Origin of the sequence: Micromonospora sp. HNM0581, assembly GCF_012726175.1 — a bacterium.
Lineage (GTDB): Bacteria > Actinomycetota > Actinomycetes > Mycobacteriales > Micromonosporaceae > Micromonospora.
On sequence record NZ_JAASAD010000002.1, the window covers coordinates 143,295 to 159,779 of the forward strand.

Sequence of the window (16,485 nt, forward strand, 5' to 3'; positions counted from 1 at the left end):
TGCCCGGGACGGGAGGACATGTCGAGGTGACCCTCGCCGCCGCGCTCGCCTGGCAGGTCGGCCTGGCGGCCTGCGTACCGCTGCTGGTGCGGCGTTTCGGCCGCGACGCTGGCTATCCGCTGGCCGTCGGCTACCTCGCCGCGGCGGCGCTGCTGCTGACCAGGTTGCCGGTGATCCTCGACGACCGGCAGGTCACCGTGGCGTGGCGGTGGCTGCCCAGCCTGGAGGTCGACGCCGCGCTGCGGATGGACGCGCTGGGACTGGTCTTCGCGCTGCTGGCGCTGGGTGTGGGCGCGCTCATCATGGCCTACTGTCCGCGGTACCTCGACGGCAGCGAGGACGAGCAGCAGCGGGTGTACGTCACGATGACCCTCTTCGCCGCCGCGATGCTGGGTCTGGTGCTCGCCGACGATCTGCTGGTGCTCTTCGTCTTCTGGGAACTCACCTCGATTCTCTCCTTCGTGCTGATCGGGCAGGGCGGCCGGCCGGCGGCGACCGGGCCCGCCGTACGGGCGCTGTTGGTCACGGTTTCCGGTGGCCTCGCGCTGCTGGCCGCGGTCGTGCTGCTGGCGGTGCACCTCGGCACCACGAGTATCGACACGATCGTGGCTGAGCCGCAGCGGTTGCACGGTGGTCCGGCCTGGGCTGCGGGGGCGCTTGTCATGGTGGCGGCGTTCACCAAGTCCGCGCAGCTGCCGTTTCACTTCTGGCTGCCGGGCGCGATGGTGGCCATCACTCCGGTGAGCGCGTACCTGCACGCGGCGACGATGGTGAAGGCCGGCGTCTACCTGCTGATGCGCTTCTCGGCGGTGTTCGCCGGATCCTTGCTGTGGGACGGCACGCTGATCGCTGTCGGACTGCTCACCGCGATCCTCGGTGCGCTGCTCGCGCTGCGTCAGTACGACCTCAAGGCGCTGCTGGCGTACTCCACGGTCAGTCAGCTCGGTCTGCTGGTCGGGGTGATCGGCGTCGGCACCCCGGCCGCCGACGCCGCGGCGATCCTCTACACCGTCGCCCATGCGCTGTTCAAGGCGACCCTGTTCATGTTGGTGGGCATCATCGACCATCAGGCCGGCAGCCGCGACGTGCGGCAACTGGCCGGACTGCACCGGGTGATGCCGGTGACCGTGTGGCTCACCGTGTTGGCGGCCATGTCGCTGGCTGGTCTCCCACCGACCATCGGTTTCGTCGGCAAGGAGGCGATGTTCGCGGCCCTCGGCGAGGCCCACGGGCAGTGGTGGCTGGGCTGGTGCGCTGCCGGTCTCGGGGTGCTCGCCTCGGTGCTCACCTTCGCGTACGCGGCCCGTCTGGTGCACGGGATGGTGGAGGGACCGACGCGGCAGCGCCAGCTGCGCGAGCCGTCCTGGGCTTTTCTCGCCCCGGCTGCGGTGGCTGCCGTGGCGGCGACCACGCTCGGTCCCACGGTCGCCGTGCTGAGCCCGCTGGTGGAACGGGCCGCGAACGATGCCCGGCCGCAGGGTACGCCACCCGATCTCGCCTTATGGCACGGCTTCACCCCGGCGTTGTGGCTGAGCGTGCTCACCGTGCTGCTGGGTGTACTGATGTTCCTCGGTCGGATCCGGGTGGAGCGGTGGATTCGGGACGTACCCACCACGGCCCCGTTCGCCGAGTTGTTCGAGCGCGGCCGGCAGGCGCTGCTGAAGACGGGCTCGGTCGTCGCGCGGACCGCGCACCTGCCGGAACCCGCGACCTACCTGGCCCGGCCGTTGCTGACGGTGGTGGCTCTGGCCGGGGTCGCGGCGGTGGCCCTGCCCGAGGCCCCGGCCGGTCCCGGTGGTGGTCCGGCCAGGCCGGGAGACTGGCTGCTGCTGGGGTTGCTCGTCCCGGCCCTAGCCGGGTTGCTGGTGGTGCGTTCCGCGTTGGCGGCCATCAGTCTCACCGGAGTGGTCGGGTTGCTGCTGTCGGCGTGGTTCCTGACTGTCGGGGCGCCCGACGTGGCGTTGACGTTGATGCTCGTGGAAGTGCTGACCGCCGTGGTCATCATGCTGGCCGTACGGCAGCAGCCGCGCCGGCTCGCGCCCGTCGGAGGACGTCTGTCGGTCGTTGGCGCGGCGGTGCTGGCGGCTGCCACGGGTGTCGCGGCTGCTGCCGGTACGGCCGTGCTGACCGGACGCGGCGAGCTGTCCGTTCCCGGCTGGTGGTACCTCGACCGGGCGGAGGAACTGACCGGCGGCGCCAACGTCGTCAACACCATCCTGGTGGACTTCCGGGCCCTGGACACCCTCGGCGAGGCGGTGGTGCTCGCGGTGGTGGCACTGGGGCTGGTTCGGCTCGCCCCCGGCCGTCCGGGTGGGCCGGACCACACCGTGCCAGCCGGCGACGATCTCGTCTTGAGTCTGGCCTATCGGGTGCTCGCACCGGTGCTGCTGCTCGCCTCGGCGGTGCTGTTCCTGCGCGGACACGAGGAGACCGGTGGCGGTTTCATCGGGGCGCTGCTGGCGGGCGCGGCCGTCGGGCTCGGCGAGTTGGCGCATCCGGGCGGGGCGCCGCTGCTGAGCCGGCTCAGGTCGGCACCGCTGGCGGCGGCCGGGCTGCTGACCGCGACGAGCGCCGCGCTGGTGCCGCTCGCGGCCGGACGGTCGCTGCTCACGCCCCTGGCGCTCGCGACACCGGAGCCGTTGCCGTCGCTGTCCACGTCGTTGCTGTTCGACTTCGGGGTCTATCTGATGGTGCTGGCACTCGTGGTCGCCGCCGTGCGGCGGCTCGGTGCGGCACCGGCCCGACCGAGCGTCCAGCCGGATTCCGGACGTGCCCGATGAGCACCGCGTTCGTGGTGGGCGTCCTGGTGGCTGCGGGGGTCTTCCTGCTGCTGCGGCCGGGCCTGCTGCGTGTGGTGCTCGGCTTCGTTCTGCTTGGCCACGCCGTGAACGTGGTGCTGCTCGCCGCCGGGGGGCTCGATCGGCGAACCCCGGCGGTGGAGGAAGTGGGCCCCGACACGGCAGATCCACTGCCGCAGGCGTTCGTGCTGACCGCCATCGTGATCACCTTCGGGATCACCGTCCACCTGCTCGGCCTGCTGCGACGCGGTCCTGGCGGGCAGGCCCACGGTGCGGATCCCACCGGCGGCGACGGCATCGGCGGGGCCGGCAGGGCCGGCGGGCGCCCGACGACGGGGCGGCGGCGGTGAACGTCCTGCTCCTGATCCCGGTGGTCGGCCCGCTGCTGGTCGCCGGGATGCTGCTCGTCCTGCCGAACCGTGCCGGGCTGCATCGGGTCGGCGGGTTCGCCACGATGACCGTGGTGCTGGCGGCCGGCGCGGTGTTGCTGGTGAGGACCAGCGGAGGTGCGCTGCCCGTGCTGCGGGTCGGCGGCTGGCCCGGGCCGATCGCCATCAGCCTGGCGGCGGACGCGTTGAGTGCCCTGCTGGTCACCGTGACGGCACTCGTGGTGCTCTGCTGCCTCGTCGCCGCCGTCGGTTCCGGGGACGACCGCCGCCCGTACTTCCTGCCGCTGGTCCTGGTGCTCACCGCCGGAGCCGACGGCGCGTTCCTCACCACCGACCTGTTCAACCTCTTCGTCCTCGTCGAGGTGATGTTGGTGCCCTCGTACGTGCTGGTTGGCCTGGCCGGTGGGGCCGGGCGGGGTGGGGCGGGGCGGGTGTACGTGGCCACCAACCTGCTCGGTTCCACGCTGCTGCTGGCCGGGGTGGCACTGGTTTACGGCACCACCGGGGTGGTCGGGCTGGGTGACCTGGCCGGGGTGGCCCGCGCTCAACCGGCCACCGCGGTCGCCTGCGGTGTGGTGCTGCTCGCCTTCGGCCTCAAGAGTGCGCTGGTACCGCTGCACGACTGGTTACCCCGTACCTATCCGGTGGTTTCACCGGTGGTGGTGGCGCTCTTCTCCGGGTTGTTGACCAAGGTCGGCATCTACGCGGTGATCCGGATCTACGCGGTGGTGTACGACGGCGATCCCGGATTCCGCTGGCTGCTCGGCGTGGTGGCGATGCTGTCGATGGTGGTCGGGGTGCTCGGGGCGGTGGGCGAGAATTCGATGCGGCGGATCCTGACCTTCCACATGGTCAGCCAGCTCGGCTACGTACTGCTCGGACTGGCCTTGTTCACCACTGCCGCGCTCGCCGCAGCGGTCTACTACCTGGCCCAGTACATCCTGGTGAAGGCGGCGTTGTTGCTCTGCGCGGCAGCGGTACGCGCCGGCCGGGGTACCGACCGGCTCGACGGTTGCGGCGGTCTGGCCGGGCAACGTCCCATGCTCGCCCTGGCCTTCGCCGGGGCGGCGTTGGCGCTGGCCGGCCTTCCGCCGTTCTCCGGGTTCGTCGCGAAGTTCCTGCTGCTTCGGGCCACCGCGGAGTCCGGTGCCTGGCTGGCGATGACCGTCGCGGTGCTGGTCAGCCTGGTCACCCTGCTGTCCATGCTGAAGATTTGGAGTGCCCTGTTCACCGGTGACCCTTCCGCCTCACCGACCGTGGCGCAGCGGATCGGGCCCACGCTTGTCGGTCCGCCGTTGGTGCTGGTCGGCCTCTCCCTGATGGCGGGGCTGGCAGCGGCACCGTTGCTGGCGGTCGCCGACACGGCGGCAGCTGGGCTGCGTGATCCGGCAGGTTACGTACGGGCGGTGACCGGTCGATGAGCGGCGACGCGATGACGGTCCCCCGCCGTGTGGCGGTACGGGCCGGCCGGGTCCTGCGCTTCGCCGGCTACTTCGCGCTCCGGTTGGTCCAGGCGAACCTCGCCGTGGCGTGGGAGATTCTGACGCCGGGTTGCGGGCTGGCGCCCGCGGTGGTGCGGGTGCCGCTGCGGGCGACCACCGACACCGAGGTGGCGGCGGTGGCGCTGGCGGTGAGCCTGACCCCCGGCACGCTGACGTTGAGTGTTCGGCGGGAGCCGACCGCCGCACTGTGGGTGCACGGAATGTACGCGGCGGAACCGGTGGCGTTCCGGCGGACGGTGGCCGAACTTGAGTGGCGGTTGCTGGCGGCGCTGCGCCCGGCAGCCAGTCCGGACGGCCCGGACGCTGGCCGTTCGGAGGTGGCGTTGCAGTGATGATCCTGCTCGACGCGGTGCTCGTGGTCCTCGCCGGTTCGATGGCGGTGGTGATCGGCCGGCTGGTCGTCGGTCCGACCGACGCCGACCGGGCGGCGGCGTTGGATCTCGGGTTCTTCGTGTTCCTGGCGGCCCTGGCGGTGCTCGCCGCCCGGCTGCACGCCCCGGACCTGCTCGATCTGGTCCTCACCGGAACTCTCGTGAGTTTCCTGGCGACGGTGGCGATGGCCCGGCTGGTGCACCGGAGGCAGCGGTGATCCGGACCGGGGCGGCGTCGACGCTGCTGCTGATCGGTACCGTGCTCATCGCGATCAGCGCGGTCGGCCTGATCCGCCTGCCGGACGTCTACCACCGGATGAACTCGGTGGCCAAGGCGGCCAGCCTGGGGGTGAGCTGCGTCCTGCTCGGCGTGCTGCTGCTGATCCCCAGTTGGCGGACCGCCGTGGTGGTGCTCGCTGCCGTCGGGCTGCAACTGTTCACGGCACCCGTCGGCGGCTACACCCTGGCGCGGGCCGCCTACCGGTCCGGAGCGCCGCTGGCGCCGGTGACCCGCTACGACGAACTCGGCGGCCGGGTCGGCGAGGACGGCGATGGGCGGTCCCGTGACCCGTTGTGAGGGGTACTGGACGGCGGTCGGCCATGCCGGCGCGGTACACTGCCGGCATGGCCGGAGTTTTCCTGCTTCTTACCGGGCCGTGCTGATGCGTTGACGCGTGACAGCACGGCGGCCCCTCCTGTGTGAGGGGCTTTTTCGTGCCCGCCGCCGGCCCGTGAGGAGCCGTCGAGGCGGACCCGAGACCAGCCAGCACTCCGACGGACTCCGCCGAGCGACGCGAGGAGAAGGCCATGACCGAGGTAGACGTCCCACCGTTCCGGTACACCGCTGCACTGGCCGACCAGATCGAACGCCGCTGGCAGGACCGGTGGGAGCGGGAGGGCGCCTTCCACGCGCCGAACCCGTCCGGTCCGCTGGCCGATCCGGCTCATCCGCGCTCCGGTGCGGAGAAACTGTTCGTGCTGGACATGTTCCCGTACCCGTCCGGGGCGGGGCTGCACGTCGGGCATCCACTGGGCTACATCGGCACCGACTGCTTCGCCCGGTACCAGCGGATGGCCGGCCGTAACGTGCTGCACGCGATGGGGTTCGACGCGTTCGGCCTGCCCGCCGAGCAGTACGCGGTGCAGACCGGCACCCACCCCCGGACCACCACCGTGGCCAACATCGACCGGTACCGGGCGCAGTTGCGCCGGCTGGGGCTGGCGCACGACCAGCGGCGTTCGGTGGCCACCATCGACACCGACTTCTACCGCTGGACCCAGTGGATCTTCCTGCAGATCTTCGATTCCTGGTACGACCGGGAGGCCGGCCGGGCCCGGCCGGTCAGTGAGCTGATCGCGGAGTTCGCCGAAGGCTCGCGACCGACCCCGGACGGTCGGCCATGGAGCGGGCTGTCCGCCGCGGAGCGACGTGCCGTCGTCGACGACCACCGCCTGGCGTACGTGTCGCAGGCGCCGGTGAACTGGTGCCCGGGGCTGGGCACGGTGCTGGCCAACGAGGAGGTCACCGCCGACGGTCGCTCCGAGCGGGGCAACTTCCCGGTCTTCAAGCGCAACCTGAAGCAGTGGATGATGCGGATCACCGCGTACGGCGACCGGCTACTGGACGACCTGGACAAGCTGGACTGGCCGGAACCGATCAAGCTGATGCAGCGCAACTGGATCGGCCGGTCGCACGGCGCCCACGTCGACTTCCCGACCCCGGTCGCCGCGATCCGGGTGTTCACCACCCGTCCCGACACCGTCTTCGGCGCCACCTACATGGTGCTGGCCCCGGAGCACGAACTGGTCGACACCTTGGTGCCGTCGGCCTGGCCGGCGGGCACCCGGCAGGCGTGGACCGGCGGGCACGCGGGGCCCCGGGAGGCAGTCGAGGCGTACCGCAAGGCGGCGGCGGCCAAGACCGACGTGGAGCGGCAGGCCGAGACGAAGGAGAAGACCGGCGTCTTCACCGGCGCATATGCCACCAACCCGGTCACCGGCGGGCAGATTCCGATCTTCATCGCCGACTACGTGCTGGCCGGCTACGGCACCGGCGCGATCATGGCAGTGCCTGCCCAGGACGAGCGGGACTGGGAGTTCGCCGAGGTCTTCGAGCTGCCGATCGTGCGTACCGTGCAGCCACCGGAGGGCTTCGACGGCAGGGCGTACACCGGGGACGGCCCGGCGGTGAACAGCGCCGCGCCCGAGCGTGGCCTGGACCTGGACGGTCTTTCGGTGGCCGAGGCCAAGGCCCGGATCATCGCCTGGCTGGAGGAGACCGGCAACGGTCAGGGCGCGGTGACCTACCGGCTGCGGGACTGGCTGTTCAGCCGGCAGCGCTACTGGGGTGAGCCGTTCCCGATCGTCTACGACGCCGACGGTGCCGCCATCGCCCTGCCGGAGGAGATGTTGCCGGTCGAGTTGCCCGAGGTGGACGACTTCTCCCCGCGTACCTTCGACCCGCAGGACGCCGACAGCGACCCCGAGACGCCGTTGTCGCGTCGCCGCGACTGGGTCGAGGTCGAGCTGGACTTGGGTGACGGGCCGAAGCGCTACACCCGGGAGACGAACGTGATGCCGCAGTGGGCCGGCTCCTGCTGGTACGAGATGCGCTACCTGGATCCGACCAACGGGGCCCGGTTCGTCGACGCCGACAACGAGCGGTACTGGATGGGTCCGCGTGGCGAGGGCGACTGCGGCGGGGTCGACCTGTACGTGGGCGGCGCCGAACACGCCGTGCTGCACCTGCTGTACGCCCGGTTCTGGCACAAGGTGTTGTACGACCTGGGTCACGTGTCGTCGTTCGAACCGTTCCGCAGGCTGTTCAACCAGGGCTACATCCAGGCGTACGCGTACACCGACGCCCGGGGCGCGTACGTGCCGGCGGAAGAGGTCGCCGAGCGCGACGGTGGTTGGTTCCTGGGCGACGTCCAGGTCAACCGCGAGTACGGCAAGATGGGCAAGTCCCTGAAGAACGTGGTCACCCCGGACGAGATGTGTGCCGCCTACGGCGCCGACACGTTCCGGGTGTACGAGATGTCGATGGGCCCGTTGGAGGTTTCCCGTCCGTGGGAGACCCGGGCGGTGGTCGGCTCGTACCGGTTCCTGCAACGGGTCTGGCGGGCCGTCGTCGACGAGCGGACCGGCGAGTCCCGGGTCACCGACGATCCGGCCGACGAGCAGACCCGACGGCTGCTGCACAAGGTCATCGACGGGGTCCGGGGCGACATGGAGCAGATCCGGTTCAACACCGCGATCGCCAAGCTGATCGAGCTGACCAACGGGGTGACCCGGTTGTCGGCCACCCCCCGCGAGGTGGCCGAGCCGCTGGTGCTGATGGTCGCGCCGTTCGCCCCGCACATCGCCGAGGAACTGTGGCAGCGGCTGGGGCACCCGACCTCGTTGACGTACGCGGACTTCCCGGTCGCCGACCCGGCCCTGCTGGTCGCCGAGACGGTCACGTATCCGGTGCAGGTCAACGGCAAGGTCCGAGGTCGTATCGAGGTGCCCGCCGACGCAGCCGAGGAGGCCGTGCGGTCCGCCGCGTTGAACGCCGTGGTCGGTGTGCTGGCCGGCAGGGAACCGCGCAAGGTCATCGTCGTACCCGCCCGCATGGTCTCCGTCGTCCTGTAACCCCGATCCACGCCCGTCGCGTCGATCATGAGGTTGGTGGCAGTTGTGGGATCGACCGTTGCCGTCGTCATCGACGCGACCGGTGTGGACGGGTGACGTGGTGTGTGTCGCTGATCGGGGGGACGGCGGGGGTCAGCGGTGGGAGCGGCGTTCGGCGCGCCACCAGCGGGCGAGCAGTACGGCGCCGGCGATGAAGCCCAGCGACGCCGGGGCGGCGGCGAACCAGTTGAACTCGTCAGGGCCGGTCACGGCCGCGCCGACGGCCGCGTAGCCGAACGCGGTCGGCGCGGAGGCGATCACGCTACCGACGAGGAACGGCAGCACCCGCGCACCGGTGGTGCCGTATCCGTAGCTGACCAGGCCGAAACCGGAGATCGGCAGCAACCGTACGGTGACCACGCCGAGGACGCTCTGCCGGGTGAACCAGCGGTCGAGGCGGGCCAGCCGACCTCGGACACGTTCGGCGACGAACTCCCGGCCCAGTACCCGACCCACGGCGAATCCGATCGCCGCTGCCAGCAGCGCGGCGCCGAGCGCGTACGCGGCCCCTTCCAGGGCTCCGAAGATTGCTCCGGCGGCGAGTGTGATGAAGGTACGGGGGACCAGCGCCACCAGTAGCAGCGCGCCGCCGACGACACCTGCCACCGGGGCGAGCCGACCCATCCGGTCGGCCAGGTCCGGCAGCGCTGTCGGTTCGGGGTGCGGCACCATCAGCAGCGTCAGCCCGAACGCGGCGAGCATGAGCAGCAGCAGTACGAACCGGGTGACCGATGGCGTCGCGGCGAGCAACAGCCGGCGCCGTGCGGTGGCCGGGGTGGTGTCGGGCTGCGGCGGGCCGGCTGCGGGGTCACCTGGCCGGCGCACCCTCAGGAGGCTGCGCAGCGCCCGGATCATACCCGGACGGTGGCCACCGCGGTCCGACGTTCGGCCCGCAGCCGGTCGGCCCAGGTGTCGTCCAACGGGGGCAACTGCTGGGCGCCGGTCGCCCAGCGCAGCAGCAGGTCGGCCAGGGCCGGGTTGCGGGCCAGGGCCGGGCCGTGCGAGTACGTGCCGAGCAGGTTGCCCCGCCAGGCGCCCTCGGTGGTCCCGTCGTTGCCGACCCCGGTGGTCACCCGGGCCAGCGGGGAGACGTCGGGGCCGAGGCGGGTGCGCCCGCCGTGGTTCTCGAATCCGGTGAGCGGTGGTAGGCCGAGGCGGGCGTCGATCTCACCGGCCAGCTCTCCCACTGCCCGGCTGGGGCCCCGGTCCGAGGAGAGATCGAGCAGTTCGAGGCCCTGGTACTGGGTGCCTTTGGCGAAGAAGGACGTGCCGAGCAACTGGTAGCCGGCGCAGACACCGAAGACCACCGAACCCTGGGCGACGGCCCGGTGCAGGCCGCCGTCGGCGAGCAGCCGTTGCGCGCCGAGCGCCTGTGGCCCGTCCTCACCGCCACCGATAAGGTAGATGTCGGCCGTGGTGGGCAACGGCTGGTCGGAGCGGACCTCCAGCACCTCGACCGGGAATCCGCGCTGCCTGGCCCGCCGGGCCAGGATCAGGGCGTTGCCCCGGTCGCCGTAGGTGGACAGCAGGTCCGGGTAGATCCAGACGATGCGCAGGTTCTCAGTTGACACGGTCCAACTCCGCTCGGATGTCCTGGAACGCGGTGTAGTTCGCGATGACCTCCAGCCGACCCGGCGGTACCGCCCGGACGGCGTCGTCGAAGGTGCGCACGTACTGGAAGGGCACGTCGTTGACCTCCAGCCGCACTGCCAGGTCGTACGCCCGGTCGCCGGTGATGAGCACCAGACGTCCGCGCAGCGGGGCGAAGTCGACGTCGAAGAGCCACGAGGTGTCGAGCCCGTCGGGGTCCCGGGCGTTGATGGACAGCAGCGTCGGCGCCTCGTCGGCCATGTCGAACGCCTCCAGCCAACTGGCCGGGTTCTTGGCCAGCAGCAGTCGCACGGTGCGGCCCTCCCGGACGACCTGGGCGTAGCGCCCGGCCACGGAGGTCACGTCGCCGAGGCGGGGGACCGCGTCGAAGGGGCGGACACCGAACTCGGCGGCGACCGCGAGTGCCGTCGCCGCGTTGCCGACGTTGACCTTGCCGGGGAGTTGGAGTTTGACCTTGTACCACGCGCCGGTCGGGTCGACGACGCCTTCGTCGTCCACGGTCCACTGTGGTTCGGGTCGGCGTAGCGGACAGCCGGTGCACCACCACTGCTCGCCGGAGCGTTGGATGGTGGAGCCGCACTCGGGGCAGACCCAGGAGTCGTCGTGCCATCGTTGCCCGGCGGAGAACCAGGTGACGTGCGGCGGGGTGATTCGCTGGTCGTGGGTGGCCGGTGGGGTGGCGGCCCAGACCACCATCGGATCGTCGGCGTTGGCGACGACACGGACGTCCGGGTGCCGGGCCAGTGCCGAGCGCCAGAGCTGCGCCATCATGGCGACCTCCTTGGCCCGGTCCAACTGGTCACGGGAGAGGTTCAGCAGCGCCACGACGTGCGGGTCGGTCGCCTCGATCACCTGGGCGAGATAGTGCTCGTCGACCTCCAGCACCGCGTACGGGGTGCTGCCGGCCTTGGCCAACGCGGAGGTGTGCCCGGTGGGCATGTTGGCGCCGAACGAGTTGGTGGCGACCCGGCCGAGCACTCCGACGGCCGCGGCCGCGAGCCGGGTGGTGGTGGTCTTGCCGTTGGTTCCGGAGACCAGCGCGATGGCCCGGCCGGCGGCGAGGTGGGCGAGCAGTTCCGGGTCGATCTTCAGGCCGAGCCAGCCACCGATCACCGAGCCGTCGCCCCGGCCCGCCGCCCGGGACAACGCCGCGGCGGTCCGTGACACGGAGCTGGCCACCTTCGCCCGCAGGGGCATCTTCGCGTCCGTCACCCGAGCGAGGTTACCGGACCAGTGGACCCGCGAGATCGCCACCGACAGGGTTCCGTCCGGGTCGGCTCTGCCGGCGTCCACGCGGTCGACGCGGGGCCGGACGGAGTCGATCTATGTCGGAAAGCGGACGCGGCCCGGGGCCCGCGCAGCCCTCCACTCCGCTCCACCCTGCTTGACGTGCGGTTTCGTGGCGCGCCACGCCCGCGCCACGCGATCAAATCTGGTTGCGGGTGGAGGGAAGTGGAGTAGAGTGGGGCGCATTGGTGGGGCCGGGAGGGGCTCACCGGCCCGGGGGGTCGGCGGCGCGCGAACGCTGCTCAAGGGCGAGGGGGTTGGGCCGATGTTTCTCGGCACCCACACTCCGCGTCTGGACGACAAAGGCCGGTTGATCCTTCCGGCGAAGTTCCGGGATGAGCTGGCGGGGGGTGTCGTGATCACCAAAGGGCAGGAGCGCTGTCTGTATGTCTTCCCGACGCCCGAGTTTCAGCTGATCGCGGAGCAGTTGCGCGCGCAGCCGATGACGCACAAGGCGGCCCGGGCCTACAGCCGGGTGTTCTTCGCCAGCGCGCACGACGAGGTGCCGGACAAGCAGGGCCGGGTGACCATCCCGGCGCACCTGCGCACCTACGCGGGGCTCGACCGGGATCTGGTGGTCATCGGTGCGAGCACCCGGGTGGAGATCTGGGACAGGGTCGCCTGGGAGACCTACCTCGCCGAGAGCGAAGACGACTTCGCCGACATCGAGGAAGGGGTGCTGCCCGGCGGTCTGTAGGGCGTGGCGACGCCCGGCGTACTGCGAGATCTCCAGCCGCTTTCGAGTTCCTGGCATCCCTTCCCCGGTGCCAGGCGCGCGATCCGACCCCCGGGCTGTGCCCGACGGGCGGGCGGAGAGCGGATGGGGATCTGGCGGTACGACGGCACGGCGTCGTCCGACGAACAGGGCGCATGTACACAACCGGTCAGGACAGTGGGGGTCGAGATGGGGGAGCTACGCGGCACGCACGTGCCGGTGCTGCTCGAGCGGTGTCTCGAGCTGTTGGCTCCCGCGCTGGGCCGAGGTGAGCGCACCGTGCACGTCGACGCGACGTTGGGCCTTGCCGGCCACGCCGAGGCAGTGTTGCAGGCCCATCCGGAGACGGTACTTGTGGGCCTGGACCGGGATACCGAGGCGCTGGCCCACGCCAGGGTCCGGCTGGCCCGGTTCGCCGACCGCGTTCATCTGGAGCACGCCGTCTACGACGAACTGCCCGAGGTACTCGATCGGCTGGGCTGTCCGTCAGTGGACGGTGTCCTGTTCGATCTCGGTGTCTCCTCGTTGCAGCTCGACGCGCCCGACCGCGGGTTCGCCTACGCGCAGGACGCGCCGTTGGACATGCGAATGGATCAGACCTGGGGGGTGACCGCCGAGGAGGTGGTCAACACCTACCCGCATCCGGATCTGGCCCGGGTGCTGCGGGTCTACGGCGAGGAGAAGTTCGCCGGGCGGATCGCCTCGGCGATCATCCGGGAGCGGGATCGTGGCCGGATCACCTCGTCGGCGCGGCTGGCCGAGTTGGTCCGGGAGTCGATTCCGGCACCGGCCCGGCGAACCGGGGGACACCCGGCAAAGAGAACGTTTCAGGCTTTACGGATCGAGGTAAACAGAGAACTGGCAGCGCTGGAGACAGCGTTACCGGCCGCTCTGGACCGGCTCGCTGTCGGTGGGCGCCTGGTGGTCCTGTCCTACCACTCGCTGGAGGACCGGCTCACCAAACAGGCGCTCGCTGACCGGGTCCGTAGCACTGGGCCGATCGACCTTCCGGTCGAGCTGCCCGGGTCGGAGCCGACGTTCCGGCTACTCAGCCGGGGCGCGGAACTACCCGGGGAGGGGGAGGTCACCGCGAACCCGCGAGCCGCTTCGGTGCGGCTGCGGGCAGCGGAGCGGATCGACCCACAGGCCCGGCAGCGGGGGCGTACCGACCGCGAACGGTATCGCCGCCGGGTGAAGGCGACGCACCAACCGGGGACGGGGTCGACCACGGCCTCCGATCCGGAACCGCGGCGGGTGCCGGGAGGCACCACGGACGAAGAGGGGGAGGGGACATGAACGTAGACAAGCGTCGGGACACCACCGGCGTCGGGCAGCGCGCACCGCGGTCGGGGGGCCGGATCGTGGCGGAGCGGACCCGGGGGACGGGCGACGGCGCCCGGCGGACGGACCGGCCGAACCGGCCGGCGGAAACTCGCGCCCGGGGGGCGCGCGAGTTCCCGACCCAGGGCAGCGCGGCGCTGCGTGCGGTGGAGCAGGCGACCGTCGCGCCCGAGCATCCGGAGGCACCACGGCTACGGGTCGCCCCGCCGCCGCCGGTGCGGGTACCGCGGGCGCCGTTCGCGGCGTTGGTGGTGGTGCTCGTCGTCGGCGGGGTGCTGGGAATCCTGGCGGTCAACACGAAGATCAACGAGAACGCGTTCCGGCTGGACGAGTTGCAGCAGCAACAGGCCAAGCTCGACGTGGAGCAGCAGCAGCTGAAGAAGCAGATCGCCGAGTCCGAGTCGCCGGGTAACCTCGCTGCCCAGGCCCGCAAGCTGGGGCTGGTCGAGTCGGGTGAGCTGGCGTACATCCGGCTGCCGGACGGCAAGATGATCGGGGTGCCGCAGCCGGCCGACGGCCAGGTCTCCATCACCAGCCAGCAGGGCGGACAGGGGTAGGCCGTGCCACCGAGGTCTGAGCAACCGCGCCGGGACGCCGAAGGCTCCCGGCGCGGTTCGTCGCGGGCTGGCCGACCGCGGGCCAGCCAGCCCCACCCAGCCGGTGAGCGGGAGATGCCGCCGAGCCTCGGCGGCATCTCCGACGCCCGCGCCTACACCCCCCGGGGCCGCTCCGTCCGAGAGGGCGGTGCGCCGTCCGGCACCGGACGCGCGGAGCAGCGCCGTACCCCCCGCAGCAACCGGTCGCAGGATCCGTTCCGGCCGGCGCTACAGGTCCTCGACGGTGGCCGTGGCACCGCTGGCCGGTCGTCCGAGCGAGCGGCCCGTCGCGACAGCGGTGTCGCACGTGCCACGGTGACCCGGACCGTCACCGACCGCAGCCCGCGCGACGAGCCTCCGGGCGTCCCCCGGCGGCGGGTGACCGGCGCGCAACCGCGTCGTGGGGACCGTACGCCCGAACGGCGCCCGTCGCGCAAGAGGCCGCAGCCGCCCCGACTGGCTGACCCGGGGCGCCGGCTGCGCCTGGGCACCGCGTTGACGCTGGCCCTCTTCGTCGCCGTCGGGGTGCGGCTCGTCGTACTCCAGACAGTCGACACCCCGGCGTACGCCGACGGTGGAATCGCCGACCGCACGACGACGGTGCAGCTGCCCGCGCCGCGTGGCGCCATCTACGATCGCTCCGGCGAGGCGGCTCTGGCCCACAGCGTCGAGGCCCGGTACGTCTACGCCGACCCGACCCGGGTCGGGGACATCGTGGCGACCGCGGCGGCGCTCTCCCCGCTGCTCGGCATCCCGGCCTCGGAGCTGGCCGAGAAGATGAAACCCCGTAAGCGCAAGGACGGCGTCGACTCGCAGTTCGAGTACCTGGCCCGGGGGGTGGACATCGACCGGGCCAAGGAGATCATGGCGCTGAAGCTGCTCGGAATCGCTACGCACCGCGACGAGCGACGCGAGGTGCCCGGTGGGGATCTCGCCGCGAACCTGATCGGCTTCACCAGCCCGGACATGGTCGGGTTGGAGGGGCTGGAGGCGCGCTTCGACGACGTGCTGCACGGCGAGGACGGCCAGGCGGTCTTCGAGGTCGGCCTCGGCGATCTGGCGGCCCCCATCCCCGGCGGCTACAGCAGCACCACGAAAGCCAAGCCGGGTAGCTCGGTGGTGCTCACCATCGACCGGGACCTGCAGTACACGGTGCAGCGCATCCTCAGCGAGCGTATGCAACAGGTGCAGGGGAGCACCGGCGCCGCCGTGGTGCTCGACGCGCACACCGGCGAGGTGCTCGCGCAGGCCAGCCACCCCACCTACAACGCGGCGAAGCCGTTCCCGAGCGAACCGACCGATCGGGAGGACGCGGCCACCAGCTTCGTCGTCGACCCGGGCTCGGTGCACAAGCCGATCACCTTCGGGGCCGCATTGCAGGAGGGTGTGATCACCCAGGAGACGTCGTTCCCGGTCGCCAACGCCATCCGTAAGGGCGACACCTGGTTCCGGGACACCTACCAGGCCGACGGGCGGCGGATGAGCGTGGCCGGGATGATGGCCTACTCCTCCAACGTCGGCACGATCCAGATCGCCGACGATCTCGGCCCGGATCGCCTGCTCGACTACCAGCGGCGCTTCGGGCTGGGAAAACCGACCGAGGTCGGGATGCCCGGCGAGGCGAGCGGCCGGCTGCTGCCGGTGCAGGAGTGGAGCGGATCGTCGTACGGGTCGGTGCCGATCGGGCACAGTGTGGACGCCACCCCGTTGCAGATGGCCGCCGCCTACGGCGCCATCGCCAACGACGGCACCTACATCCAGCCGCACCTGCTGAAGGAGACCATCGCCCCGGACGGGAAACGGACTCCCGCGCCCGCGCCGGAGACCCGGCAGGTGCTCAGCCCGGACAACGCCGCGGCCCTGCGTACGATCATGGAGGCGGTGACCACGGTGGAGGACGCCACCGGCCTGGCCGCTGCCGTCCCGGGCTACCGGATCGCCGGCAAGACCGGAACCGGATGGCGGTTGGTGGACGGCAAGAAGCAGCCCGGTGAGGTCGCCTCGTTCATCGGGATGGCACCGGCGGAGAACCCCCGCTACGTCATCGCGGTTTTCGTGCACAGCCCGAGCGGTGGTGGCGGTCAGATCTCGGCACCGGCCTTCCGCGACATGATGACGTTCACTCTGCGTCACTTCCGGGTACCGCCGTCGACGCAACCGGCACCGACGTTCACCGCCTTCCCGTAGTCGCCACCTGCGGTTC

The 16,485-nt window shown here is 71.4% G+C and carries 14 protein-coding genes; 11 read left to right on the forward strand and 3 right to left on the reverse strand.

What is annotated here, in order from left to right; translation table 11 throughout:
- Positions 1-26: 26 nt before the first annotated feature.
- The 7 genes from mbhE to leuS all read left to right on the forward strand — a co-directional run bounded on the left by mbhE (position 27) and on the right by leuS (position 8,693).
- Positions 27-2,780, forward strand: coding sequence for a hydrogen gas-evolving membrane-bound hydrogenase subunit E (gene mbhE, locus HCA58_RS03565; RefSeq protein ID WP_169596297.1), 2,754 nt, complete (start codon positions 27-29; stop codon positions 2,778-2,780).
- Complete coding sequence (locus tag HCA58_RS03570; protein ID WP_169596298.1) at positions 2,777-3,148, forward strand: sodium:proton antiporter; 372 nt, start codon at positions 2,777-2,779, stop codon at positions 3,146-3,148. The genes mbhE and HCA58_RS03570 overlap by 4 nt, the downstream gene beginning before the upstream one ends.
- Positions 3,145-4,608: a proton-conducting transporter membrane subunit gene (locus HCA58_RS03575; RefSeq protein WP_346775858.1), complete on the forward strand. Its 1,464-nt coding sequence runs from the start codon at positions 3,145-3,147 to the stop codon at positions 4,606-4,608. The genes HCA58_RS03570 and HCA58_RS03575 overlap by 4 nt, the downstream gene beginning before the upstream one ends.
- Entirely contained in the window at positions 4,605-5,021 is a 417-nt protein-coding gene (locus tag HCA58_RS03580) for a Na+/H+ antiporter subunit E (protein ID WP_169596299.1), read from the forward strand. Before HCA58_RS03575 ends, HCA58_RS03580 begins: the two co-directional genes overlap by 4 nt.
- On the forward strand, positions 5,021-5,278 hold the full coding sequence (locus HCA58_RS03585) for a monovalent cation/H+ antiporter complex subunit F (RefSeq protein ID WP_169596300.1): 258 nt from the start codon (positions 5,021-5,023) through the stop codon (positions 5,276-5,278). The genes HCA58_RS03580 and HCA58_RS03585 overlap by 1 nt, the downstream gene beginning before the upstream one ends.
- Positions 5,275-5,637, forward strand: a complete 363-nt coding sequence (gene mnhG, locus HCA58_RS03590) for a monovalent cation/H(+) antiporter subunit G (protein WP_169596301.1) — start codon at positions 5,275-5,277, stop codon at positions 5,635-5,637. Before HCA58_RS03585 ends, mnhG begins: the two co-directional genes overlap by 4 nt.
- 230 nt (positions 5,638-5,867) lie before the next feature.
- Positions 5,868-8,693 carry a leucine--tRNA ligase gene (gene leuS / locus HCA58_RS03595; protein ID WP_169596302.1) on the forward strand — a complete coding sequence of 942 codons (2,826 nt, stop codon included), beginning with the start codon at positions 5,868-5,870 and terminating at the stop codon, positions 8,691-8,693.
- Between the two features lie 132 nt (positions 8,694-8,825).
- Here leuS and HCA58_RS03600 read toward each other — a convergent pair whose 3' ends face one another.
- The 3 genes from HCA58_RS03600 to HCA58_RS03610 all read right to left on the reverse strand — a co-directional run bounded on the left by HCA58_RS03600 (position 8,826) and on the right by HCA58_RS03610 (position 11,540).
- Positions 8,826-9,434, reverse strand: coding sequence for a VTT domain-containing protein (locus tag HCA58_RS03600; protein ID WP_346775871.1), 609 nt, complete (start codon positions 9,432-9,434; stop codon positions 8,826-8,828).
- A 149-nt stretch (positions 9,435-9,583) separates the two neighbouring features.
- The gene (locus HCA58_RS03605; RefSeq protein WP_169596304.1) at positions 9,584-10,303 is read right to left on the reverse strand and encodes a glutamine amidotransferase; all 720 of its coding nucleotides are present in this window, start codon (positions 10,301-10,303) and stop codon (positions 9,584-9,586) included.
- Positions 10,293-11,540: a MurT ligase domain-containing protein gene (locus HCA58_RS03610; protein ID WP_169596621.1), complete on the reverse strand. Its 1,248-nt coding sequence runs from the start codon at positions 11,538-11,540 to the stop codon at positions 10,293-10,295. Before HCA58_RS03610 ends, HCA58_RS03605 begins: the two co-directional genes overlap by 11 nt.
- A 355-nt stretch (positions 11,541-11,895) precedes the next feature.
- Here HCA58_RS03610 and mraZ point away from each other — a divergent pair, with 355 nt between their 5' ends.
- From mraZ to HCA58_RS03630, 4 genes are all read left to right on the forward strand, one after another.
- The gene (gene mraZ, locus HCA58_RS03615; protein WP_169596305.1) at positions 11,896-12,327 is read left to right on the forward strand and encodes a division/cell wall cluster transcriptional repressor MraZ; all 432 of its coding nucleotides are present in this window, start codon (positions 11,896-11,898) and stop codon (positions 12,325-12,327) included.
- Positions 12,328-12,534: 207 nt separating this feature from the next.
- On the forward strand, positions 12,535-13,641 hold the full coding sequence (rsmH, locus tag HCA58_RS03620) for a 16S rRNA (cytosine(1402)-N(4))-methyltransferase RsmH (protein WP_169596622.1): 1,107 nt from the start codon (positions 12,535-12,537) through the stop codon (positions 13,639-13,641).
- Positions 13,638-14,243, forward strand: coding sequence for a septum formation initiator family protein (locus tag HCA58_RS03625; RefSeq protein WP_169596306.1), 606 nt, complete (start codon positions 13,638-13,640; stop codon positions 14,241-14,243). The genes rsmH and HCA58_RS03625 overlap by 4 nt, the downstream gene beginning before the upstream one ends.
- A gap of 3 nt (positions 14,244-14,246) precedes the next feature.
- Entirely contained in the window at positions 14,247-16,469 is a 2,223-nt protein-coding gene (locus tag HCA58_RS03630; protein ID WP_169596307.1) for a penicillin-binding transpeptidase domain-containing protein, read from the forward strand.
- The last annotated feature ends 16 nt before the right edge of the window (positions 16,470-16,485 follow it).

Coding starts and splice junctions, on each gene's coding strand:
- HCA58_RS03625 (WP_169596306.1), top strand. CDS start 13,638: ATGAACGTAGACAAGCGTCGGGACACCACCGGCGTCGGGCAGCGCGCA.
- HCA58_RS03585 (WP_169596300.1), top strand. CDS start 5,021: ATGATCCTGCTCGACGCGGTGCTCGTGGTCCTCGCCGGTTCGATGGCG.
- mraZ (WP_169596305.1), top strand. CDS start 11,896: ATGTTTCTCGGCACCCACACTCCGCGTCTGGACGACAAAGGCCGGTTG.
- HCA58_RS03570 (WP_169596298.1), top strand. CDS start 2,777: ATGAGCACCGCGTTCGTGGTGGGCGTCCTGGTGGCTGCGGGGGTCTTC.
- HCA58_RS03610 (WP_169596621.1), bottom strand. CDS start 11,540: ATGCCCCTGCGGGCGAAGGTGGCCAGCTCCGTGTCACGGACCGCCGCG.
- HCA58_RS03580 (WP_169596299.1), top strand. CDS start 4,605: ATGAGCGGCGACGCGATGACGGTCCCCCGCCGTGTGGCGGTACGGGCC.
- leuS (WP_169596302.1), top strand. CDS start 5,868: ATGACCGAGGTAGACGTCCCACCGTTCCGGTACACCGCTGCACTGGCC.
- rsmH (WP_169596622.1), top strand. CDS start 12,535: ATGGGGGAGCTACGCGGCACGCACGTGCCGGTGCTGCTCGAGCGGTGT.
- HCA58_RS03600 (WP_346775871.1), bottom strand. CDS start 9,434: ATGCTCGCCGCGTTCGGGCTGACGCTGCTGATGGTGCCGCACCCCGAA.